Annotated in this window: 13 protein-coding genes; 7 read left to right on the forward strand and 6 right to left on the reverse strand. The window is 68.3% G+C overall.

The features are described from left to right. Positions 1–8 precede the first annotated feature (8 nt). Together ACFSXZ_RS18020 and ACFSXZ_RS18025 are read left to right on the forward strand one after the other, a co-directional pair. Complete coding sequence (locus ACFSXZ_RS18020; protein WP_378266509.1) at positions 9–1133, forward strand: hypothetical protein; 1125 nt, start codon at positions 9–11, stop codon at positions 1131–1133. Beyond that, a complete protein-coding gene (locus ACFSXZ_RS18025) occupies positions 1130–3163 on the forward strand; it encodes a LuxR C-terminal-related transcriptional regulator (protein ID WP_378266176.1) in 2034 nt (677 codons plus the stop codon). The genes ACFSXZ_RS18020 and ACFSXZ_RS18025 overlap by 4 nt, the downstream gene beginning before the upstream one ends. 6 nt (positions 3164–3169) lie before the next feature. Here the strand turns inward: ACFSXZ_RS18025 and ACFSXZ_RS18030 are convergent, their stop codons facing one another. Further along, positions 3170–3487: a L,D-transpeptidase gene (locus ACFSXZ_RS18030; protein WP_378266177.1), complete on the reverse strand. Its 318-nt coding sequence runs from the start codon at positions 3485–3487 to the stop codon at positions 3170–3172. On the opposite strand from ACFSXZ_RS18030, the gene ACFSXZ_RS18035 reads away from it, so the two are divergent. Next, positions 3471–3884 (forward strand): hypothetical protein, encoded by a 414-nt coding sequence (locus tag ACFSXZ_RS18035; RefSeq protein WP_378266178.1) that lies wholly within the window; start codon positions 3471–3473, stop codon positions 3882–3884. The genes ACFSXZ_RS18030 and ACFSXZ_RS18035 overlap by 17 nt on opposite strands. 61 nt (positions 3885–3945) lie before the next feature. Then, complete coding sequence (locus tag ACFSXZ_RS18040) at positions 3946–5781, forward strand: rhodanese-like domain-containing protein (protein WP_378266179.1); 1836 nt, start codon at positions 3946–3948, stop codon at positions 5779–5781. 46 nt (positions 5782–5827) lie between these two features. On the opposite strand, the gene ACFSXZ_RS18045 is transcribed toward ACFSXZ_RS18040, so the two are convergent. Then, positions 5828–7216, reverse strand: a complete 1389-nt coding sequence (locus tag ACFSXZ_RS18045) for a purine-cytosine permease family protein (RefSeq protein WP_378266180.1) — start codon at positions 7214–7216, stop codon at positions 5828–5830. A gap of 45 nt (positions 7217–7261) precedes the next feature. On the opposite strand from ACFSXZ_RS18045, the gene ACFSXZ_RS18050 reads away from it, so the two are divergent. Then, complete coding sequence (locus ACFSXZ_RS18050) at positions 7262–9586, forward strand: molybdopterin-dependent oxidoreductase (RefSeq protein WP_378266181.1); 2325 nt, start codon at positions 7262–7264, stop codon at positions 9584–9586. Between the two features lie 40 nt (positions 9587–9626). On the opposite strand, the gene ACFSXZ_RS18055 is transcribed toward ACFSXZ_RS18050, so the two are convergent. Beyond that, positions 9627–10427, reverse strand: coding sequence for a trypsin-like serine peptidase (locus tag ACFSXZ_RS18055; RefSeq protein WP_378266182.1), 801 nt, complete (start codon positions 10425–10427; stop codon positions 9627–9629). A 294-nt stretch (positions 10428–10721) separates the two neighbouring features. On the opposite strand from ACFSXZ_RS18055, the gene ACFSXZ_RS18060 reads away from it, so the two are divergent. Further along, a complete protein-coding gene (locus ACFSXZ_RS18060; protein ID WP_378266183.1) occupies positions 10722–11954 on the forward strand; it encodes a sensor histidine kinase in 1233 nt (410 codons plus the stop codon). Between the two features lie 23 nt (positions 11955–11977). Continuing rightward, positions 11978–12670, forward strand: a complete 693-nt coding sequence (locus ACFSXZ_RS18065; RefSeq protein WP_378266184.1) for a response regulator — start codon at positions 11978–11980, stop codon at positions 12668–12670. Between the two features lie 325 nt (positions 12671–12995). Here ACFSXZ_RS18065 and ACFSXZ_RS18070 read toward each other — a convergent pair whose 3' ends face one another. The 3 genes from ACFSXZ_RS18070 to ACFSXZ_RS18080 all read right to left on the reverse strand — a co-directional run bounded on the left by ACFSXZ_RS18070 (position 12996) and on the right by ACFSXZ_RS18080 (position 14686). Continuing rightward, the gene (locus ACFSXZ_RS18070) at positions 12996–13202 is read right to left on the reverse strand and encodes a hypothetical protein (protein ID WP_378266185.1); all 207 of its coding nucleotides are present in this window, start codon (positions 13200–13202) and stop codon (positions 12996–12998) included. Positions 13203–13543: 341 nt separating this feature from the next. Then, positions 13544–14224, reverse strand: a complete 681-nt coding sequence (locus tag ACFSXZ_RS18075) for a hypothetical protein (RefSeq protein WP_378266186.1) — start codon at positions 14222–14224, stop codon at positions 13544–13546. 57 nt (positions 14225–14281) lie between these two features. Beyond that, positions 14282–14686: an SsgA family sporulation/cell division regulator gene (locus tag ACFSXZ_RS18080; RefSeq protein WP_378266187.1), complete on the reverse strand. Its 405-nt coding sequence runs from the start codon at positions 14684–14686 to the stop codon at positions 14282–14284. Positions 14687–14764 lie beyond the last annotated feature (78 nt).

Raw genomic sequence — 14764 nt, forward strand, 5'->3', positions numbered from 1 at the left:
GGGTGCCTATGCGCTACGTGGTGGGAATCGACATCGGGAGCACCCGTGTCTCGGCGGCGATCTGCCGCCGTGCCGGGGCTTCCTGGGCCGAGCCCCAGGTGGTCTGTCTGGCCGACTCCGTCCTGCATGTGGCGGCGGACACCACAGTTCACATCGGTCTGGACAGCGCGGGCGTTACAGCCGAACCGCATCGGGTGGCGCACGGGTTCCTGCGCCGGGTGGGAGATGACGTTCCGCTCCTGCTGGGTGACGAACTGTATGCACCCGAGGCGCTCGCGGCCGCCGCGGCGGGCTGGGTGGTCGACCAGGTGGCGGAGATCGAGGGCGAGGAACCCGAGCGGATCGCCCTGACTCATCCGCCGGGCTGGGGCCCCTATCGACGTGGTCTGCTCCATGGCGCGCTGCACGACGCCGGCATGCCCGGGGTGCTGCTTCTGCCCAGCCCGGTGGCCGCCGGCGAGAGTCATCTGGTCCGTGAGCGTGTCGAGACGGGAACGATCATGGCTGTCTGCCGGCTGGGTGGCGAGCACGTGGACACCGCGGTGCTGCGGCGTGGACCGGCGGCGTTCGAGATGGTCGCGTTCGGCGAACCGGCCGAGCCGTTCGCGGGAGCCGCGATCGACGATGTTCTCGCCGACCATGTCGGTGCGGGGGTCGATCGTGCTGTTTGCGTCCGGGCGAAGGAGATGCTCTCCACCGCGCCCGAGGTCACCATTCCGATGGGCAAAGAGCTGAAGCGGGTCACCAGAGCGGAGTTCGAACGCCTGATCCGGCCGTTGCTGGCGGCGTCGCTGGCTCAGTTGCGCCGCTACGACCCGGTTCCCACCGTGCTGCTGGCGGGCGGCACGGCCCGTATTCCGCTGGCCGCCGAACTCGCCACCGAGGCACAGGATTGCCGTGTCGTGGTCGATCCCGATCCGGAGACCGCCGTGTGCCGTGGCGCGGCGCTGGCCGCCCGGCCGCCCGCGCCGGCACCGCCGGAGTCCACCGCGCTGGTGCCGCGCGTGCAGGCTCTTCCGGAACTGGACGTCGATGAGGTATACGATGCCGAGCCGGCTCCGCCCCGCCCACCAGTCGTGCTGACGCCGCTGGAACCGCCCAAGCGCCGGTTCGTCAAGGGAGGCCGTCGGTGATCCTGTTGGACGAGCCCACGGAAAAACTGTGTGCGGCGATCCGGTCCGGCGAACTCTCGCCCGTCCGGCTCGCGATGGTCGCACCAGGTGGCTACGGCAAGACCGCCGTGCTCGATCACCTCGCCAGGGAAGGACTCCGGCTGGTCGACGACGCCCACCTCCTCCGGGAGGAGGAACTCGACGAGCTGCTGCGCTTTCTCGACGACGAAAGCGCCGACCTGGTGATCGCCGCGCGGCCGTATCCGCGCTCCGCCGGATTGAACCGGATTCTCGGGCGGCTGCGAGGCCAACTCGTGCTGCGTCCCTTCGACCGCGACAGGACGGCGGAGTTCCTGCGCCGGGTCGACGCCGCGCACTCGCCCGACTTCGTTCTGGCCCAGACCGGTGGCGTGCCGGGTTTCGTCCGGCGGCTGATCGAAGAACCCGATCTGTCCGGATTCCGGGGGGAACTGGACCTTCTCGGTGAAGACGTCGTCCGCTATCTCCTCGCGCTCGACACCGGCGCCGACTGCCCCGGCGATACCCGGGAAGCGGCCCGCGCGGCCGGTTTGCTCGCCGCCGACGGGACGGTCCTGCCGTTTGTCGCACGCGCCTTGCGGGAGCTGATGCCCGACCGGGCGGTCGGCGCACGCTGGGCGGAAGCCGCGGCGCAGGCCGGCGACTTCGACGACGCGCTGCGGCTGGCCGACCAGGTGATCGCCACCGAGCACGCGCCGGACCGCGCCGAAGGCGCCCGGGTCGCCGGGACGGCGCTCGCCCACCGCGGCCAGCTCGCGCGGAGCGCGGAACTGTTCCAGTGGTCGGACACCGGTGCCTCGAACTGCTTCGCCGCGATCGGGCTGGTCGGCACCGGGCGGCTCGCCGAAGCCGAGAAACTGCTCGAAGAGTCCAGCATGGACGGTCCGCCGACATTGTTGTCCGGCGCGGTGTCCTCGGCCGCCCGCGGAGTGGTGGAGTCGGTCGCCGGGCAGCCCGCCGTCGCACTGTCCACTTTGGTCCGATCGGCCGAGATGCTCCAGCCGGCTTCGGCACGCATGCTGCTTCCGGACACCCCCGCCGCGCTCGGCGCGTTGGTCGCGTTGAACTGCGGCGAGCTGTCGATCGCGGAACCGTTGCTGGGACGGGCGATCGAGTCCGGCTCGCTGGTCGCACGGCATACCTTGCTTCTGGCCTGGATAGCGATGGTGCGCGGGGAAGAGGAACTCGCGGCGACGCGGCTGCGCTCCGCCGGGGAGGAACTCGCGCCGAGGGACTGGCTGTTCGCGGTGGGGTTGCGGGTCGGGCTGGCACGCCGCGCGAGTGACGTGGCGGAGCTGCGTCAGATCTGGGGGCAGGCCCGGGAGGCGGTGATCCGTCAGCCGGTCGACCTGTTCACGTTCCTGCCGTTCGGCGAGTTCGAGGTGGCGGCCGCGCGACTGGGGGAGCGTGACCGGCTCGCGCCGCATCTCCGGCAGGCACGGGACCTCCTGGCAGCGCTCGGTGACCCCCCGCTGTGGGCGACCGCGTTGCATTGGAGCGGACTGCACGCCGCGATTCTCGCCGAGCAGTATGACGAGGCCGCCGAGCACGTCACGGCCTTGGCCGCCGGTGCCGGCGCGGGCCCTTATTTCGGCGTGATGGCCGACGCGGCCCAATGCTGGCTGAAGGTACTCGGCGGAGATGTCGACCCGACGGAGGTCGAGAAGGCGGCGAGGGGCCTGCACGACGCCGGCCTGCGCTGGGACGGAGCGCGCTTGGCCGGGCAGGCCGCCATCCGCACCACGGATCGCAAGGCGATGGTGAACCTGCTCGACTGCGCCCGCGTGCTTCAGGGTCGCGAACCCACGTCCGGGCCGGGACCCGCCCGGCTGAGCGACCGGGAACGCCAGGTCGCCGAACTCGTGATCGCCGGGCTGACCTACAAGCAGGTCGGCGACCGGCTGTTCATCTCGGCCAAGACCGTCGAACACCACATGGCGCGGATGCGTCAGCGGCTCGGCGCCTCCAGCCGGTCGGAACTGCTGAGCGAGTTACGCGCCGAACTTTCTTGACAGTCCTTAGTGGACTACCTGAACCGGATCGCCGACGTGCAGCACCGTGAAGAACTTCAGGGAGGCGGTGCTGGACAGGTGGATGCAGCCGTGCGACGGGGTGGAGAGGCTTCCGGTGTGGAACGCGTCGCCGGGATAGAAGAACACCGAGTTCGGCATCGGGGCGTTGTCGAACTCCGTGCTGTAGTGCATTTTCTCTTTGGACAGCACGTGGAACATGCCCACCGGCGTCGGATATCCACTCCGGCCCGAAGTGATCGGCACCGGCCCGTAGACGATCTGACCGCCCTCGAGCAGCCACGCCTTCTTGGCCGACAGGTCCACACAGGCACCGCTCGTGATCGCGCACGGCACCGCCGGGTTGCGCACCGGCGTCACGGACGGCTTCGGCTTCGGCGTCGTCGCCGGGGGCTTCGAGGAGGTCGCCGGAGGCTGGGACGACGTCTCCGGAGGCGGCGTGCTCGTCGTGGGCGGGGGTGTGCTGCTCGACTCGGTCGTGCTGGGAGGCACCGGAAGCGGAGCCGTCGCCGCGGTGTTCGTCGTGCCCGGGGAGCATGCGGCCACCAATGCCGTCACGGCCAGCCCGCCCAGCGACGCCAAGATCCTCTTCACGCGTTTCTCCCCAGAAATCCGATGTGGTCCTGCTACCACCGAGACGTGCAGGATATGCGCTCGGATCTCGCCCGGTGATCACGTTTTCGTTTCGTGCGGCTTCGAGTAAGGGAGCCGGTACGCGGTACTACCTGGTGCACGGCGCAACCCCGCGAGGCAGGATGGGCGCCATGCGATACGTCATCATCGGCGCTGGGGCGGTGGGTTCGACCGTGGCGGCGCAACTGCACCTGGCGGGGATTTCCGTGGTGCTGATAGCGCGCGGCGAGCACGGGAAAGCCATCCGCGAAGACGGCCTGCGTTACCTCCGGCCGGAAAGCGAACGGCGGGTTCACCTACCGGTCGCGGCGGATTCCCGCGAGGTGGAGCTGACCGCCGACGACGTTCTCGTCCTCGCCACGAAGGCTCAGCATACCGAGGACGTGCTGCGCGAGTGGTCGTGGCGTCCGGCGGGCGATGGCCTCGCGGCCGATCTGCCCCTGGTGAGTCTCCAGAACGGCCTGGAGAGCGAACGTGCCGCGCTGCGGCGGTTCGGCAGCGTTTTCGGTGCTTCGATCTGGCTTCCGGCCACCTATCTCACACCCGGGGAGGTCAGCGCCGAAGGTGCCCGGGCTCCTGGCATCTTCTGGCTCGGCACGTATCCGGACGGCCGGAACCCGCGCGTGGACGCCATCGCGGAGGACTTCCGGCGTGCCGAGTTCGTGGTGCGTGTCGTCACCGACCTGTCCCGGTGGAAGGCAGGCAAGCTGCTGAGCAACCTGGTCAACGCGGTTGACGCGCTCTGCGGGGAACAGGTCAAGTCGATCGTGGACGAACTGCGTGACGAGGGCCTTCGTGTGTTCGCCGCCGCCGGCATCGGTGTGGCCGACCTCCGGAACGAGTCCGATGTGGACCTTTCCGTCGTCAAGGCGGTCGAGACCGGGGGCCGCGCGCGGCGCGGAACTTCGACGTGGCAGAGCATGGTGAGAGGTGCGGGGTCGGTCGAAGTCGACTTCCTCAACGGCGAAATCGTGCTGCTCGGCCGCCTTCACGGTGTCCCGACCCCGCTGAACGCTCTGGTGCAACGTCGGCTTTCGCTGGCCGCCGAGCGTGGTGAGCGTCCTGGCTCGATGGACGCCGACGAGTTGCGGCGCGAACTCGAAGAGGCGGCACGGGAGGTCTCCTCGCCAGGCGGTGTGCTCATCACCGCCGGCGAACTGGCCGGGCAAATGGAGTCCGAGGACCCGCCGGTGCTGCTGGACGTCCGCTGGGCACTCGGTGATCCGCATGGCCATCAGCACTATCTCGACGGCCACATCCCCGGCGCGGTGTACGTCGATCTCGACACCGAACTCGCGAGCCCGCCGGCTCCGGCGGAGGGACGGCATCCGCTTCCGGCGCTCGATGATCTCCAAACGGCGGCGCGGCGCTGGGGCGTACGGGAAAACTCACGGGTCGTGGTCTACGACGACAACGGAAATCTGGCCGCGGCGCGGGCTTGGTGGCTCCTCCGGTGGGCGGGCGTCGCCGACGTGCGGCTCCTCGACGGCGGTCTGGCCGCCTGGACCGGGCCACTCGAAAGCGGTTTCGGGTCGAGCCCGCAACCTGGCGATGTCGTCCTGAAGCCGGGACACCTGCCCGTCCTGACCGTCGAAGACGCGGCGGCGCTACCCCGCACGGGTGTCCTGCTGGACGCCCGCGCGGGCGAACGGTACCGCGGCGAACAGGAACCGGTGGACCCCCGCGCGGGCCACATTCCAGGCGCGCTCAGCGCGCCCACCGGCGAGAACCTCGGCGCAGGGGGCCGCTTCCGGCCCGCGGCCGAGCTCGCCGAACGGTTCCGTGGACTGGGGGCCGGCGACGGGGCCGTGGGGGTCTATTGCGGGTCGGGAGTGACCGCGGCGCACGAAATCGCCGCGCTCGCCATCGCCGGTATCGAAGCGGCGCTGTATCCGGGCTCGTGGTCGCAGTGGTCGTCCGACGCCGATCGCCCCGTCGCCACCGGACCCGAGCCCGGTGAGGCGTGACCGGCGGCCCGATGCGGACACTGCCTTGGCAGCCGGCGGCGATCGGTCATGACGTCGATGTCCGGAGAACCTTCCTGATCAGCAGGTAAACGATCCCGGACACGACCAGGCCTACGTAGTAGGCGATGTCCGCACCGTGCAGGGCGGAAGCCACCGGCCCCGTGTAGATGGTCGTGTTCATGAACGGCACGACAGCCGCGCATCCGGCCACGAACGCGATCAGCGCCGGCCAGCCGGGCTGCGGGCGCGAGACCTCCTCCAGCACGTCGAATCGCACACCGAGGCGGGTCCTGACCCACCAGTCGAGCACGACGACGCCGACGAACGGCGGGATCCAGTACCCGATCAACAGCAGGACGTCCTCGAACTTCGATGACAGCTCACCGCTGTGCATCCAGAGGATGAGCGCGAACGCGATCACCGTGACCACCACGGCCGACAGGGGCCGGCGCAGACGGACACCGACCGTCTGCAGGGCCAGAGAACCGCTGTAGTCGTTCATCGCGTTCGACGAAACGGCGGTCAGGGCGATGACCGCCAGCGCGATCGCGCCCAGCGCACCGCCACCGAGCAATGCGCTGATGCCCGCGGTCGTCTGGTCGGCCAGGGTTCGGCCCGCCGCGAGCCCGAGTGCTTCACCCCAACCGAAGGACAGGGTCAGGCCCAGCAACGTGTAGACGAACGCGCGGGGCCGCGATGTCGTCGGCGGAAGATAGCGGCTGAAGTCGGATGCGTAACTGGCCCAGGAAATCGCCAGGCTCAACGCGATCGTGCTGAACAGGACGAACGCCCCGGCGAGGTCGGCGCCGGAGGCGGTGTTCGCGAAGACGATCGTGTGCCCGTTCAGCAGCCGGATCGTCAGGACCACGAAGAAGACGCCGATCACGGCGGTCATCACCGCCTGCACCCGGTGGATCACCTCGTAGCCCAGCACCCCGACGGCACATTGGAGTACCAGCACGATCGCGACCGCCAGCCAGAACGGCAACCCACTGAGCTGCGCCAGCGCGTCTCCGCCGAACAACCCGACGAGCGCGTCCCAAGCGATCGAGTTGAACCACTGGACCAGGCCGGGCAGGACGACACCGCGGCGGAACGGCAGCCGGGCCAGCGGAAGCTGTGCCGTGCCGGTCAACGGACCCCATGTGGCCAGGTACGCGACCGGAATCGACCCGAGCACCGTGCCGGCCAGCAGGGCGATCAGCCCAGTACCGAAGCCGAGACCGAGGGCGGCGCCCAACGTGCCGGAGAACACCGCGGTCATGGTGAGGTTCGGCGCGAAGAACACGGTGAGCAGCCGGGCCGGCCGACCGAACCGGTTGGCCTGTGGGATGGGTGCGATGCCGTGCGACTCGACCACGAGATCGCCGGCACGCGAGGGCATCCGGCCGCCGAACGCCTTCTCGGTCAACGCTGTCCGGACGTTCCTCTCCATGGAATCACACTCTCATACGTCGAACCTCCCTGTAGACCTGAAGACATGGACGTCACGCCGAGCACCTCGCACTGGGGCGCCTTCTCCGCCGGCCTCGACGCCGAGGGACGGCTGCGAGTGAATCCTCATCCCTCGGATCCGTCGCCTTCGCCGCTGCTGGGTAACCTGCCCGGCTCGCTGCGTCATCCGACCCGGGTCGCCGCACCCGCGATCCGCCGCGGTTGGCTCGAGCGCGGGCCCGGTCCGGACCAGGCCCGCGGCCACGACGAATTCGTCGAGGTCGAGTGGGACGAAGCACTCGATCTGCTCGCCGCCGAACTCCGCCGGGTCCGCGACGCCCACGGTAACGAGGCGATCTTCGGTGGTTCCTACGGCTGGGCGAGCGCCGGCCGGTTCCACCACGCGCAGAGTCAGCTCCACCGCTTCCTCAACGCATTCGGCGGCTTCACTTCGTCGCGCAACACCTACAGCACCGGTACCAGCGCCGTGCTTCTGCCACACGTCGTCGGCAGCGCCGACGAGGTGCTGCGGAAGGCATCGAGTTGGCCGACCATCGTGGCGAACACCGAACTCCTCGTCGCCTTCGGTGGCGTTCCAGAGAAGAACGTGTTCGTCACGCCGGGCGGCGTCACTCGTCACCACACCCCCGGCTTCCTCGGCCGGCTCGGCGAACGTGGCGTTCCGGTCGCACTGATCAGCCCGCTCCGTGCCGATCTGCCCGCCGGCCTCCACGCCCGGTGGTATCCGATCCGTCCTGCCACCGATACCGCGCTCATGCTCGCCCTCGCCCACACTCTTGCCGCGGAGTGCCTCCACGATCCGGACTTCCTGGACCGGTACTGCGTCGGCTACGACGAGTTCGAGCGCTACCTCTTCGGCGCCGCGGACGGCGTGGTGAAGGACGCCGAGTGGGCGTCCGCCATCACCGAGTTGCCCGCCGCGGACATCGTCGCCCTCGCCCGCCGGATGGCGTCGTCACGGACGTTCATCACGGTCACCTGGTCCCTCCAGCGCATCGAGCACGGCGAGCAACCCGTCTGGGCGGCGATCGCACTGGCGGCGATGCTCGGCCAGATCGGCCTGCCCGGAGGAGGTTTCGGCCACGGTTACGGTTCGATGGGGGAGATCGGCGACACCGGTCCCGACCTCCGCGTGCCGTTCCTGCCCCGGCGCGCCAACCCCGTCCGGCAGTTCATCCCGGTCGCCCGGATCGCCGACCTGTTGCTCAACCCCGGCGAGCAGTACGACTACGACGGTGCTCGGCGCACCTATCCCGATATCCGGCTTGTCTACTGGGCCGGGGGCAATCCGTTCCACCACCATCAGGATCTGAACCGGCTGCGCAGCGCTTTCACCAGACCCGACACGGTCGTCGTGCAGGATCCGTTCTGGACCGCGACCGCCCGTCACGCCGATTTCGTCCTGCCCGCCACCGTTCCGCTCGAGCGGGAGGATTTCGGTTCCGGACGACGCGACACCCACCTCATCGCGATGCACCGGGTGGCGGAGCCATATGGGCGGGCGCGCGACGACTACGCCATTTTGAGCGGGTTGGCGGAACGGCTCGGGATCGGACAGCGGTTCACGGAGGGACGGACGCCCCGCGACTGGCTGGAACATCTTTATGGAGAGTGGCGTCAGAGCCTCCTTTCGCGAGGAGTGGAAGTACCTGCTTTTGCCGAATTCTGGTCGGCCGGCGAATATCGGTTACCCGCGCAAAACGCGGACCGGACTTTGTTCGCGGAGTTCCGGCGGGACCCGGTGCGCCATCGGCTCCGCACCCCGAGCGGGAAGATCGAGATCACCTCCGAGCATGTCCGCTCATTCGGCTATGCCGACTGTCCAGGGCATCCGGTGTGGCTCGAACCGCGGGAGTGGCTCGGTGGCGCACGCGCCACCCGCTTCCCGCTCCACCTGATCGCCAACCAGCCCAGTACCCGGCTGCACAGCCAACTCGACGGTGGCGCCGTCAGCCAGGCGGGCAAGGTCGCCGGCCGCGAGGCGATCCGGATCCACCCGGCGGACGCCGCAGCGCGTGGCATCGCCGAAGGTGACCTGGTCCGCGTGTTCAACGAGCGCGGTGCCTGCCTGGCGGGGGCGCTGCTCACCACGGATTCACGGTCCGGTGTCGTCCAGTTGCCCACCGGCGCGTGGTTCGATCCGCTCGGGTCTCTCTGCGTCCACGGAAATCCGAATGTGCTCACCGCCGACGTGCCTTCGTCCCGGCTTTCGCAGGGTTGTACCGGGCAGCACGTACTCGTCGAGATCGAGCGGTACGCCGAGAAGCCGCCCGTGCTGACGATCGGCTCACCGCCGATGATCACCCGTGAGCACCCTCCGAACCCGGACGGAACACACGCCCGCGGATGACTTACCGCCTGCGCCGTTCTTGGTGCCACCGCCCATGCCGTCAGCTGTCGGCCGCTTCGGCGTACAAGGCCGCGATGTCGTCGTCGAAGTAGCTGCTGTAGGACACGTCGGGCGAGTCGCCACCCAGCTGGTAGCCCCCGATGACGCCGATGACGGTGCCCACGTCGCTCGCCGACGCGGCTCCGGTCACCCACGGGCCACCGCTCGTGCCGTCCTGGAAACCCGGGCAGTCGATGCGCATCTGGTAGGAGTCCTGTCGTCCGGTGACGTTCCGGCAGGCCGTCGGTTCTTCGCTGTCGTCGGAGTATCCCGACAGGACGACCGTGTTGACGAACCCGTGATTGGTGCCCAGCTGGTTCGCTCCCGTTTCGCTTTCCAGCGGGCGAGGATTGCCCGCCTGGTGCACCACGAGGAAGCCGACATCGAGGTCCGAATCCGACGAGTCCGCCCAGCGGTGGTCCACGATGAGCTGGGTCGCGGTCCACACACCGTAGGGAGCCGTACCGTCGTGATAACCCGGCACGAACGTGACGCCGGTCCGGTAGTCGCCGCCGTCGCCCTCGTGGATGCAGTGTGCCGCGGTCAGGACGAGATCGCCGCGCGGGCTGTGCACCACACTGGCCGAGCAGTAGTGCGAACCGTCGACGAACAGCGCCCCGACCGTCGGTGAGACCGAGGCCGAGTCGATCTTCGTCGAACTCACCTGGCTGACGTCCGGGGGACCGGTCCGGCCGTAGTGGGATGGGCGTGGTCCGTCCTCGCTGGCGGGCACGGGCAGGGCGGCCACGACGGCCAGCAGAACGAAGCTCAGCACGATCGAGACCGGGCGGAGGCTCCTCATGCCTTCCAGATGAGCACATCGAGCCACTCTTCGCATTCTCGGACAGGAAAACCACAGGAACTCCTCAGCCTCGGGGTGGATTGGGGGTACGGCCTGACCCGGCCGCACCGCCAGCCTACAGAATTATCGAACCTGTGTTCGTAGCTCGATTGGGTGTTCTTGGCGGAAGCTGGACCCAAAGATCTGTCTTTTGGCAGATGGTCTTCCCGACCGCCGGGCAGGCAGGATGGGACGGACCGACCAGCGATGAGGAGCGAAGATGTGGGCACCGCGACAACAGGCCATTCTTTTGCCGTGCTCAAGCGCCGAGTTTCCTTCCGCACGGGAATACCTTCCGTGCCGCGCGGGCGCCACGCGGAGCGTGGCGGGTACCGCGATTTTCTTCGCGTCCGGTCCCTGTTCGCGGTCGTCGCGGTGGCCGTGTGCGCGCTCGCCGGACTCCCTCGCGTATCCCTGTTGCCTGCCTCGGCCGCCGTGACCGCGGTGATCGCGGCGACGGCGGGAGCGATCCAAAGGCCGCGCGGACCTTGGGTGGTCTCGGCCGGCGCGCTGGTGGCCGCCGGAGTCTCGGCAGTCGCCACCGTCACGAATCACGTCGCCGGTACTGCGACGCCGATCCGATGGCTTCTGATGGAAACCGCTTTCAGCCTTGTCATCGTCGTCCAGGTAGCACGTACCGCACCGACACGCGTGCTGTTGCCCGTCGGTCTGATCGTGGGCGCGGCGATCGTCGCCTCCCCATCGCGGATCAGCGACATGCCGACGTTTTCGGGATCGGCGACCGTCATCAGCATGTGTTCTTGTTGGGCAGTGCTGGTGATGTGCGCGGCCGCGGTCGGCATGTACCTGCGCCATCTGGACGAATCCAGGAACCGGTCTGTGGCCACCGCTCGCCGGGAACAGCGGCTTCAACTGGCGAGGGACCTCCACGACTGGCTCGCGCACGAGGTCACCGGCATCGTGCTGGAGGCGCAGGCCGCGCGTGTCGACGGCGGGGATCCGGCCGGGCACGGGGCCGCGCTCATGCGAATCGAAGAGGCGGGCGTGCGGGCGCTGGACGCGATGGATCGCGCGATCGGGCTCATGCGGGGTGCGGGCGAGTGTGCCGGCTCCTCCTCACCGGAACGGCTGCGCCTCGCGGACCTGCGTGAGGTGGTGCGCCGCTTTTCGGTGGCAGGTCCGGTGGGTGTCAGCCTTGACATGGTGGAGGTCGACGACACAGGTCCCGAAGCCGCAGCGGTTGCCCATCGCTTGGTCGTGGAGGCCCTCACCAATGTGCGGAGGCATGCGTCCTCGGTGACTGTCGTTCGGATTCGGGTTGCGAGGACAGGGGGAAATCTCGTGGTCAGCGTGACCGACGACGGCGAGCACCGTCCTGCCTCTCGGTCGCTCAGCCGCAGCGGGCAGGGTGGGTCCGGTCTGCCGGGCCTGGCCGAGCAGGTCGAGACGCTGGGTGGGTCGTTCAGCGCCGGGCCCTTGATACCGCAGGGCTGGTTCGTGTGCGCGGTGATACCGGACCTGCGCTGACCGACTGAGTGGAGGGGGATCGAATGAACAAGCCGATCACGATTCTGATCGCCGACGACCATGAACCGGTTCGCCGTAATCTGCGGCGCATTCTGGAGTCACAGCCTGGCCTCCGTGTGGTGGGCGAGGCGGCCGATGGTGTGGCCGCGGTCGAACTCGCCCGACTGCGACGCCCCGATGTCGTTCTGGTCGACGTCAGGATGCCGCGTCAGGATGGGCTGGTCGTGACCAGGAAACTGGCCGGCCCGGAGGTCGACGAACCGCTGCGTGTCGTCGTGATCACGACATTCGAGTTGGACGAATACGTCTACACCGCACTGTGGAGCGGCGCGTGCGGTTTCCTGCTCAAGCGTTCCGGTCCCGGGTTGCTGATCGAAGGCGTCCGCGCCGCGGTCGCCGGCGATGTGCTGATCAGTCCCGAGCTCACGATCCGTCTGCTGCGCCGCCTTCCTCTCACCGGCCGGATTTCCCGGTCGCAAGCCAATTTGACAGAGCGGGAGCTCGACGTCACATGCCTGATCGCCCAGGCGAAAACCAATGCGGAAATCGCCGGAGAGTTGGGAGTCACGGAAGGAACGATTAAGACGCACGTCGCCAACGTCCAACGCAAGCTGCAGGCGCGTAACCGGGTAGGCATAGCTGCCTGGGCTTGGGAAACGGGTGCCATCCGGGGAGGTGAGTACAGCCACCGTCATCCATCTATCGCACCAGAGTGAGCTCGATCGTTACGCTGCGCTGGAACGCCTTCGCTAGTCTTCACCCAATCGAGTCAACTTCCGCGTATACGAGGGAAAGTGAGACTTTCTCAGCAACTTTGCTCGACGCATGCTGGTAGCTTCGGCCGGGCCTCGTTTGGCTGGGATGCGGATCGAAAGACAATCAGTCGGCGCGAGGTACGGGACATAGCCACTCGGTGCCGATGGAGGATGGTTCATGAGGCGCGCAGTCCTGCGCGGCAGGTCGGGCGACATCGTGACGGCAATACAGTTGGCAGACCGTACCGGAATTGTCGCAGCAAGTGCGCCTCCGGCCGACTCAGTGTCACCGGTCGCCCGCCATCTTGTCCTGCTGGACGACGAGGTGGTTCCGGAGGCGAGCGCTCGACGCCTCCAGTCGATCCACTTGGATGAGGTTGAGGTGCGCCGTTCCATCGCGGGACGGGCTCGACGCCGGGTGCTGTTCACGGGTGCGGCCGCGGCGTGCCTCGCCCTTGGCTGGATTGGCGGCGGAACCTTCGGCTACCGGCATGCCGAGCAGAACGCTCCCACCGTCGCCGTGGGCGTCGCGACCGAGCAGGACCAACCCAAAGCGAGCGACCAGGGCCCCGCCCCTGCTCCCGTGAAGACGCCTGAGGTGCCGAATCCGCCTGTCACGGTGACGCCCCCACCCCCCAAGCCGCCGAACAAGCAAACCGTCGGCAGCGTGCGACGGGATGGCCCTCCGCGGGCCTCCAGCACGCCGTCGCCCAGCTCTCGGTCCCGAACCCCCTTGCCGGGCACCATGGTTCGAACCGACCGGGACACCGTGCGCGCCGCGTTCGATGAGTTCCAGCGGTTTGTGAACTCCTGGTCGTTGCGGTAGGTGACCGGTCAGGACTTGAGCGCACTGACCGCCCAGGCCACCACGAGCAGCGCGAGCAGCAGCGAGATCACGGCTTGCACCATCATGAGAACCTTCGCCCAGGGCCGGAAGGGCATGACGTCGGTGGGGCTGAACGCCGTGGCGTTGGTGAAGGCCAGGTACAGATAGTCCGGATAGGTCGGTTCCCAGTCCTTTCCGGCCAATTCCGGATCGCTCATCTGCGGGAACACGAAGTCGGGATGCTGTTCCGTCCCGCTCGCGCGGCGTGCCGGTCCGCCACGGTCCAATTCCCAGTACCACAGGGAGAACACCACGATGTTGGTCCAGTAGACGATGCCCGCACTCACCAGGACCGAGGTCGGGTGATCGGTGATCGTCGCCCGCAGGATGCCCTCCGCCAGTTGAACGGCTGACGCGGCGTTGGTCGCACTGACCATGGCCACGAGAAACAAGGCGACGGTCCGCTCCATCCGGCCGTGCTTCCCGATCCGGCCGGGATTGATCAGCAGCAAGGTGACCACGAGCAGTGTCGACAAGCCCGGCAACAGCCACCCCGGCCGCAAGACGAACTCGCTGGGCAGAAGACTCTGCAGCGCGATGGTGGCTAGGACCACCACCACCGCCAGCCATCGGTGCTCGCTCCGCGTCTGTCGGCGCCACGCGGGCCCTACCACTCCTTGCGGTTCCACCGGATCGACGGTAACCGCGAAGAGCCCCCATTCGCCACGCGGAGGACGGTACCCGGATCAGACCTTGGTGATCTCGTCGATGAACGCGTCGAGGTCGAAGGAGTCGCTTTCCGCGCCGATCGGGACGATCTCGGCGGAGGCGTCGATGAACCGCTCCACGTCCTCGCGTTCGACCTCGACCAGGGCGTACCCGTCGGGCGACTCGATCTCGAGGATCAAGATGTCCTGGTCCGCGGCGAGGTCCGGGTGCACCCGGACGTCACCGATCCCCGCGGGTTCGGACAGTCCGGTCACGAGCAGGTCGCGGGCGAAGGTCCACTCCACCCACCGGCCGTGTTCGGTGCGGAACGCGATGTTGACGGCGAACGGCTCGCTGCCCACATAGGACAGTCGAGACAGGACAGGTGCGGTCGAGCCGTTCAGCGAGACGAACTGGCTCTGGGTTACGGCATCGCTGTTCACGTGCCCCCTCCTCGCGGACATGGTTCGCGCGAGCGCGAACTGGACGGACAGCCAGTGAGACGTAAGCGGCGGTCGATC

The sequence above is a fragment of the Amycolatopsis pigmentata genome (assembly GCF_042684065.1).
Taxonomy (GTDB): Bacteria; Actinomycetota; Actinomycetes; order Mycobacteriales; family Pseudonocardiaceae; genus Amycolatopsis_E; species Amycolatopsis_E pigmentata.

What these genes read in the sequence shown, in the direction of transcription:
- ACFSXZ_RS18020 (WP_378266509.1), top strand. Translation starts at nt 9, where the DNA reads ATGCGCTACGTGGTGGGAATCGACATCGGGAGCACCCGTGTCTCGGCG.
- ACFSXZ_RS18040 (WP_378266179.1), top strand. Translation starts at nt 3,946, where the DNA reads ATGCGATACGTCATCATCGGCGCTGGGGCGGTGGGTTCGACCGTGGCG.
- ACFSXZ_RS18045 (WP_378266180.1), bottom strand. Translation starts at nt 7,216, where the DNA reads ATGGAGAGGAACGTCCGGACAGCGTTGACCGAGAAGGCGTTCGGCGGC.
- ACFSXZ_RS18050 (WP_378266181.1), top strand. Translation starts at nt 7,262, where the DNA reads ATGGACGTCACGCCGAGCACCTCGCACTGGGGCGCCTTCTCCGCCGGC.
- ACFSXZ_RS18055 (WP_378266182.1), bottom strand. Translation starts at nt 10,427, where the DNA reads ATGAGGAGCCTCCGCCCGGTCTCGATCGTGCTGAGCTTCGTTCTGCTG.
- ACFSXZ_RS18065 (WP_378266184.1), top strand. Translation starts at nt 11,978, where the DNA reads ATGAACAAGCCGATCACGATTCTGATCGCCGACGACCATGAACCGGTT.
- ACFSXZ_RS18070 (WP_378266185.1), bottom strand. Translation starts at nt 13,202, where the DNA reads ATGCCGGTAGCCGAAGGTTCCGCCGCCAATCCAGCCAAGGGCGAGGCA.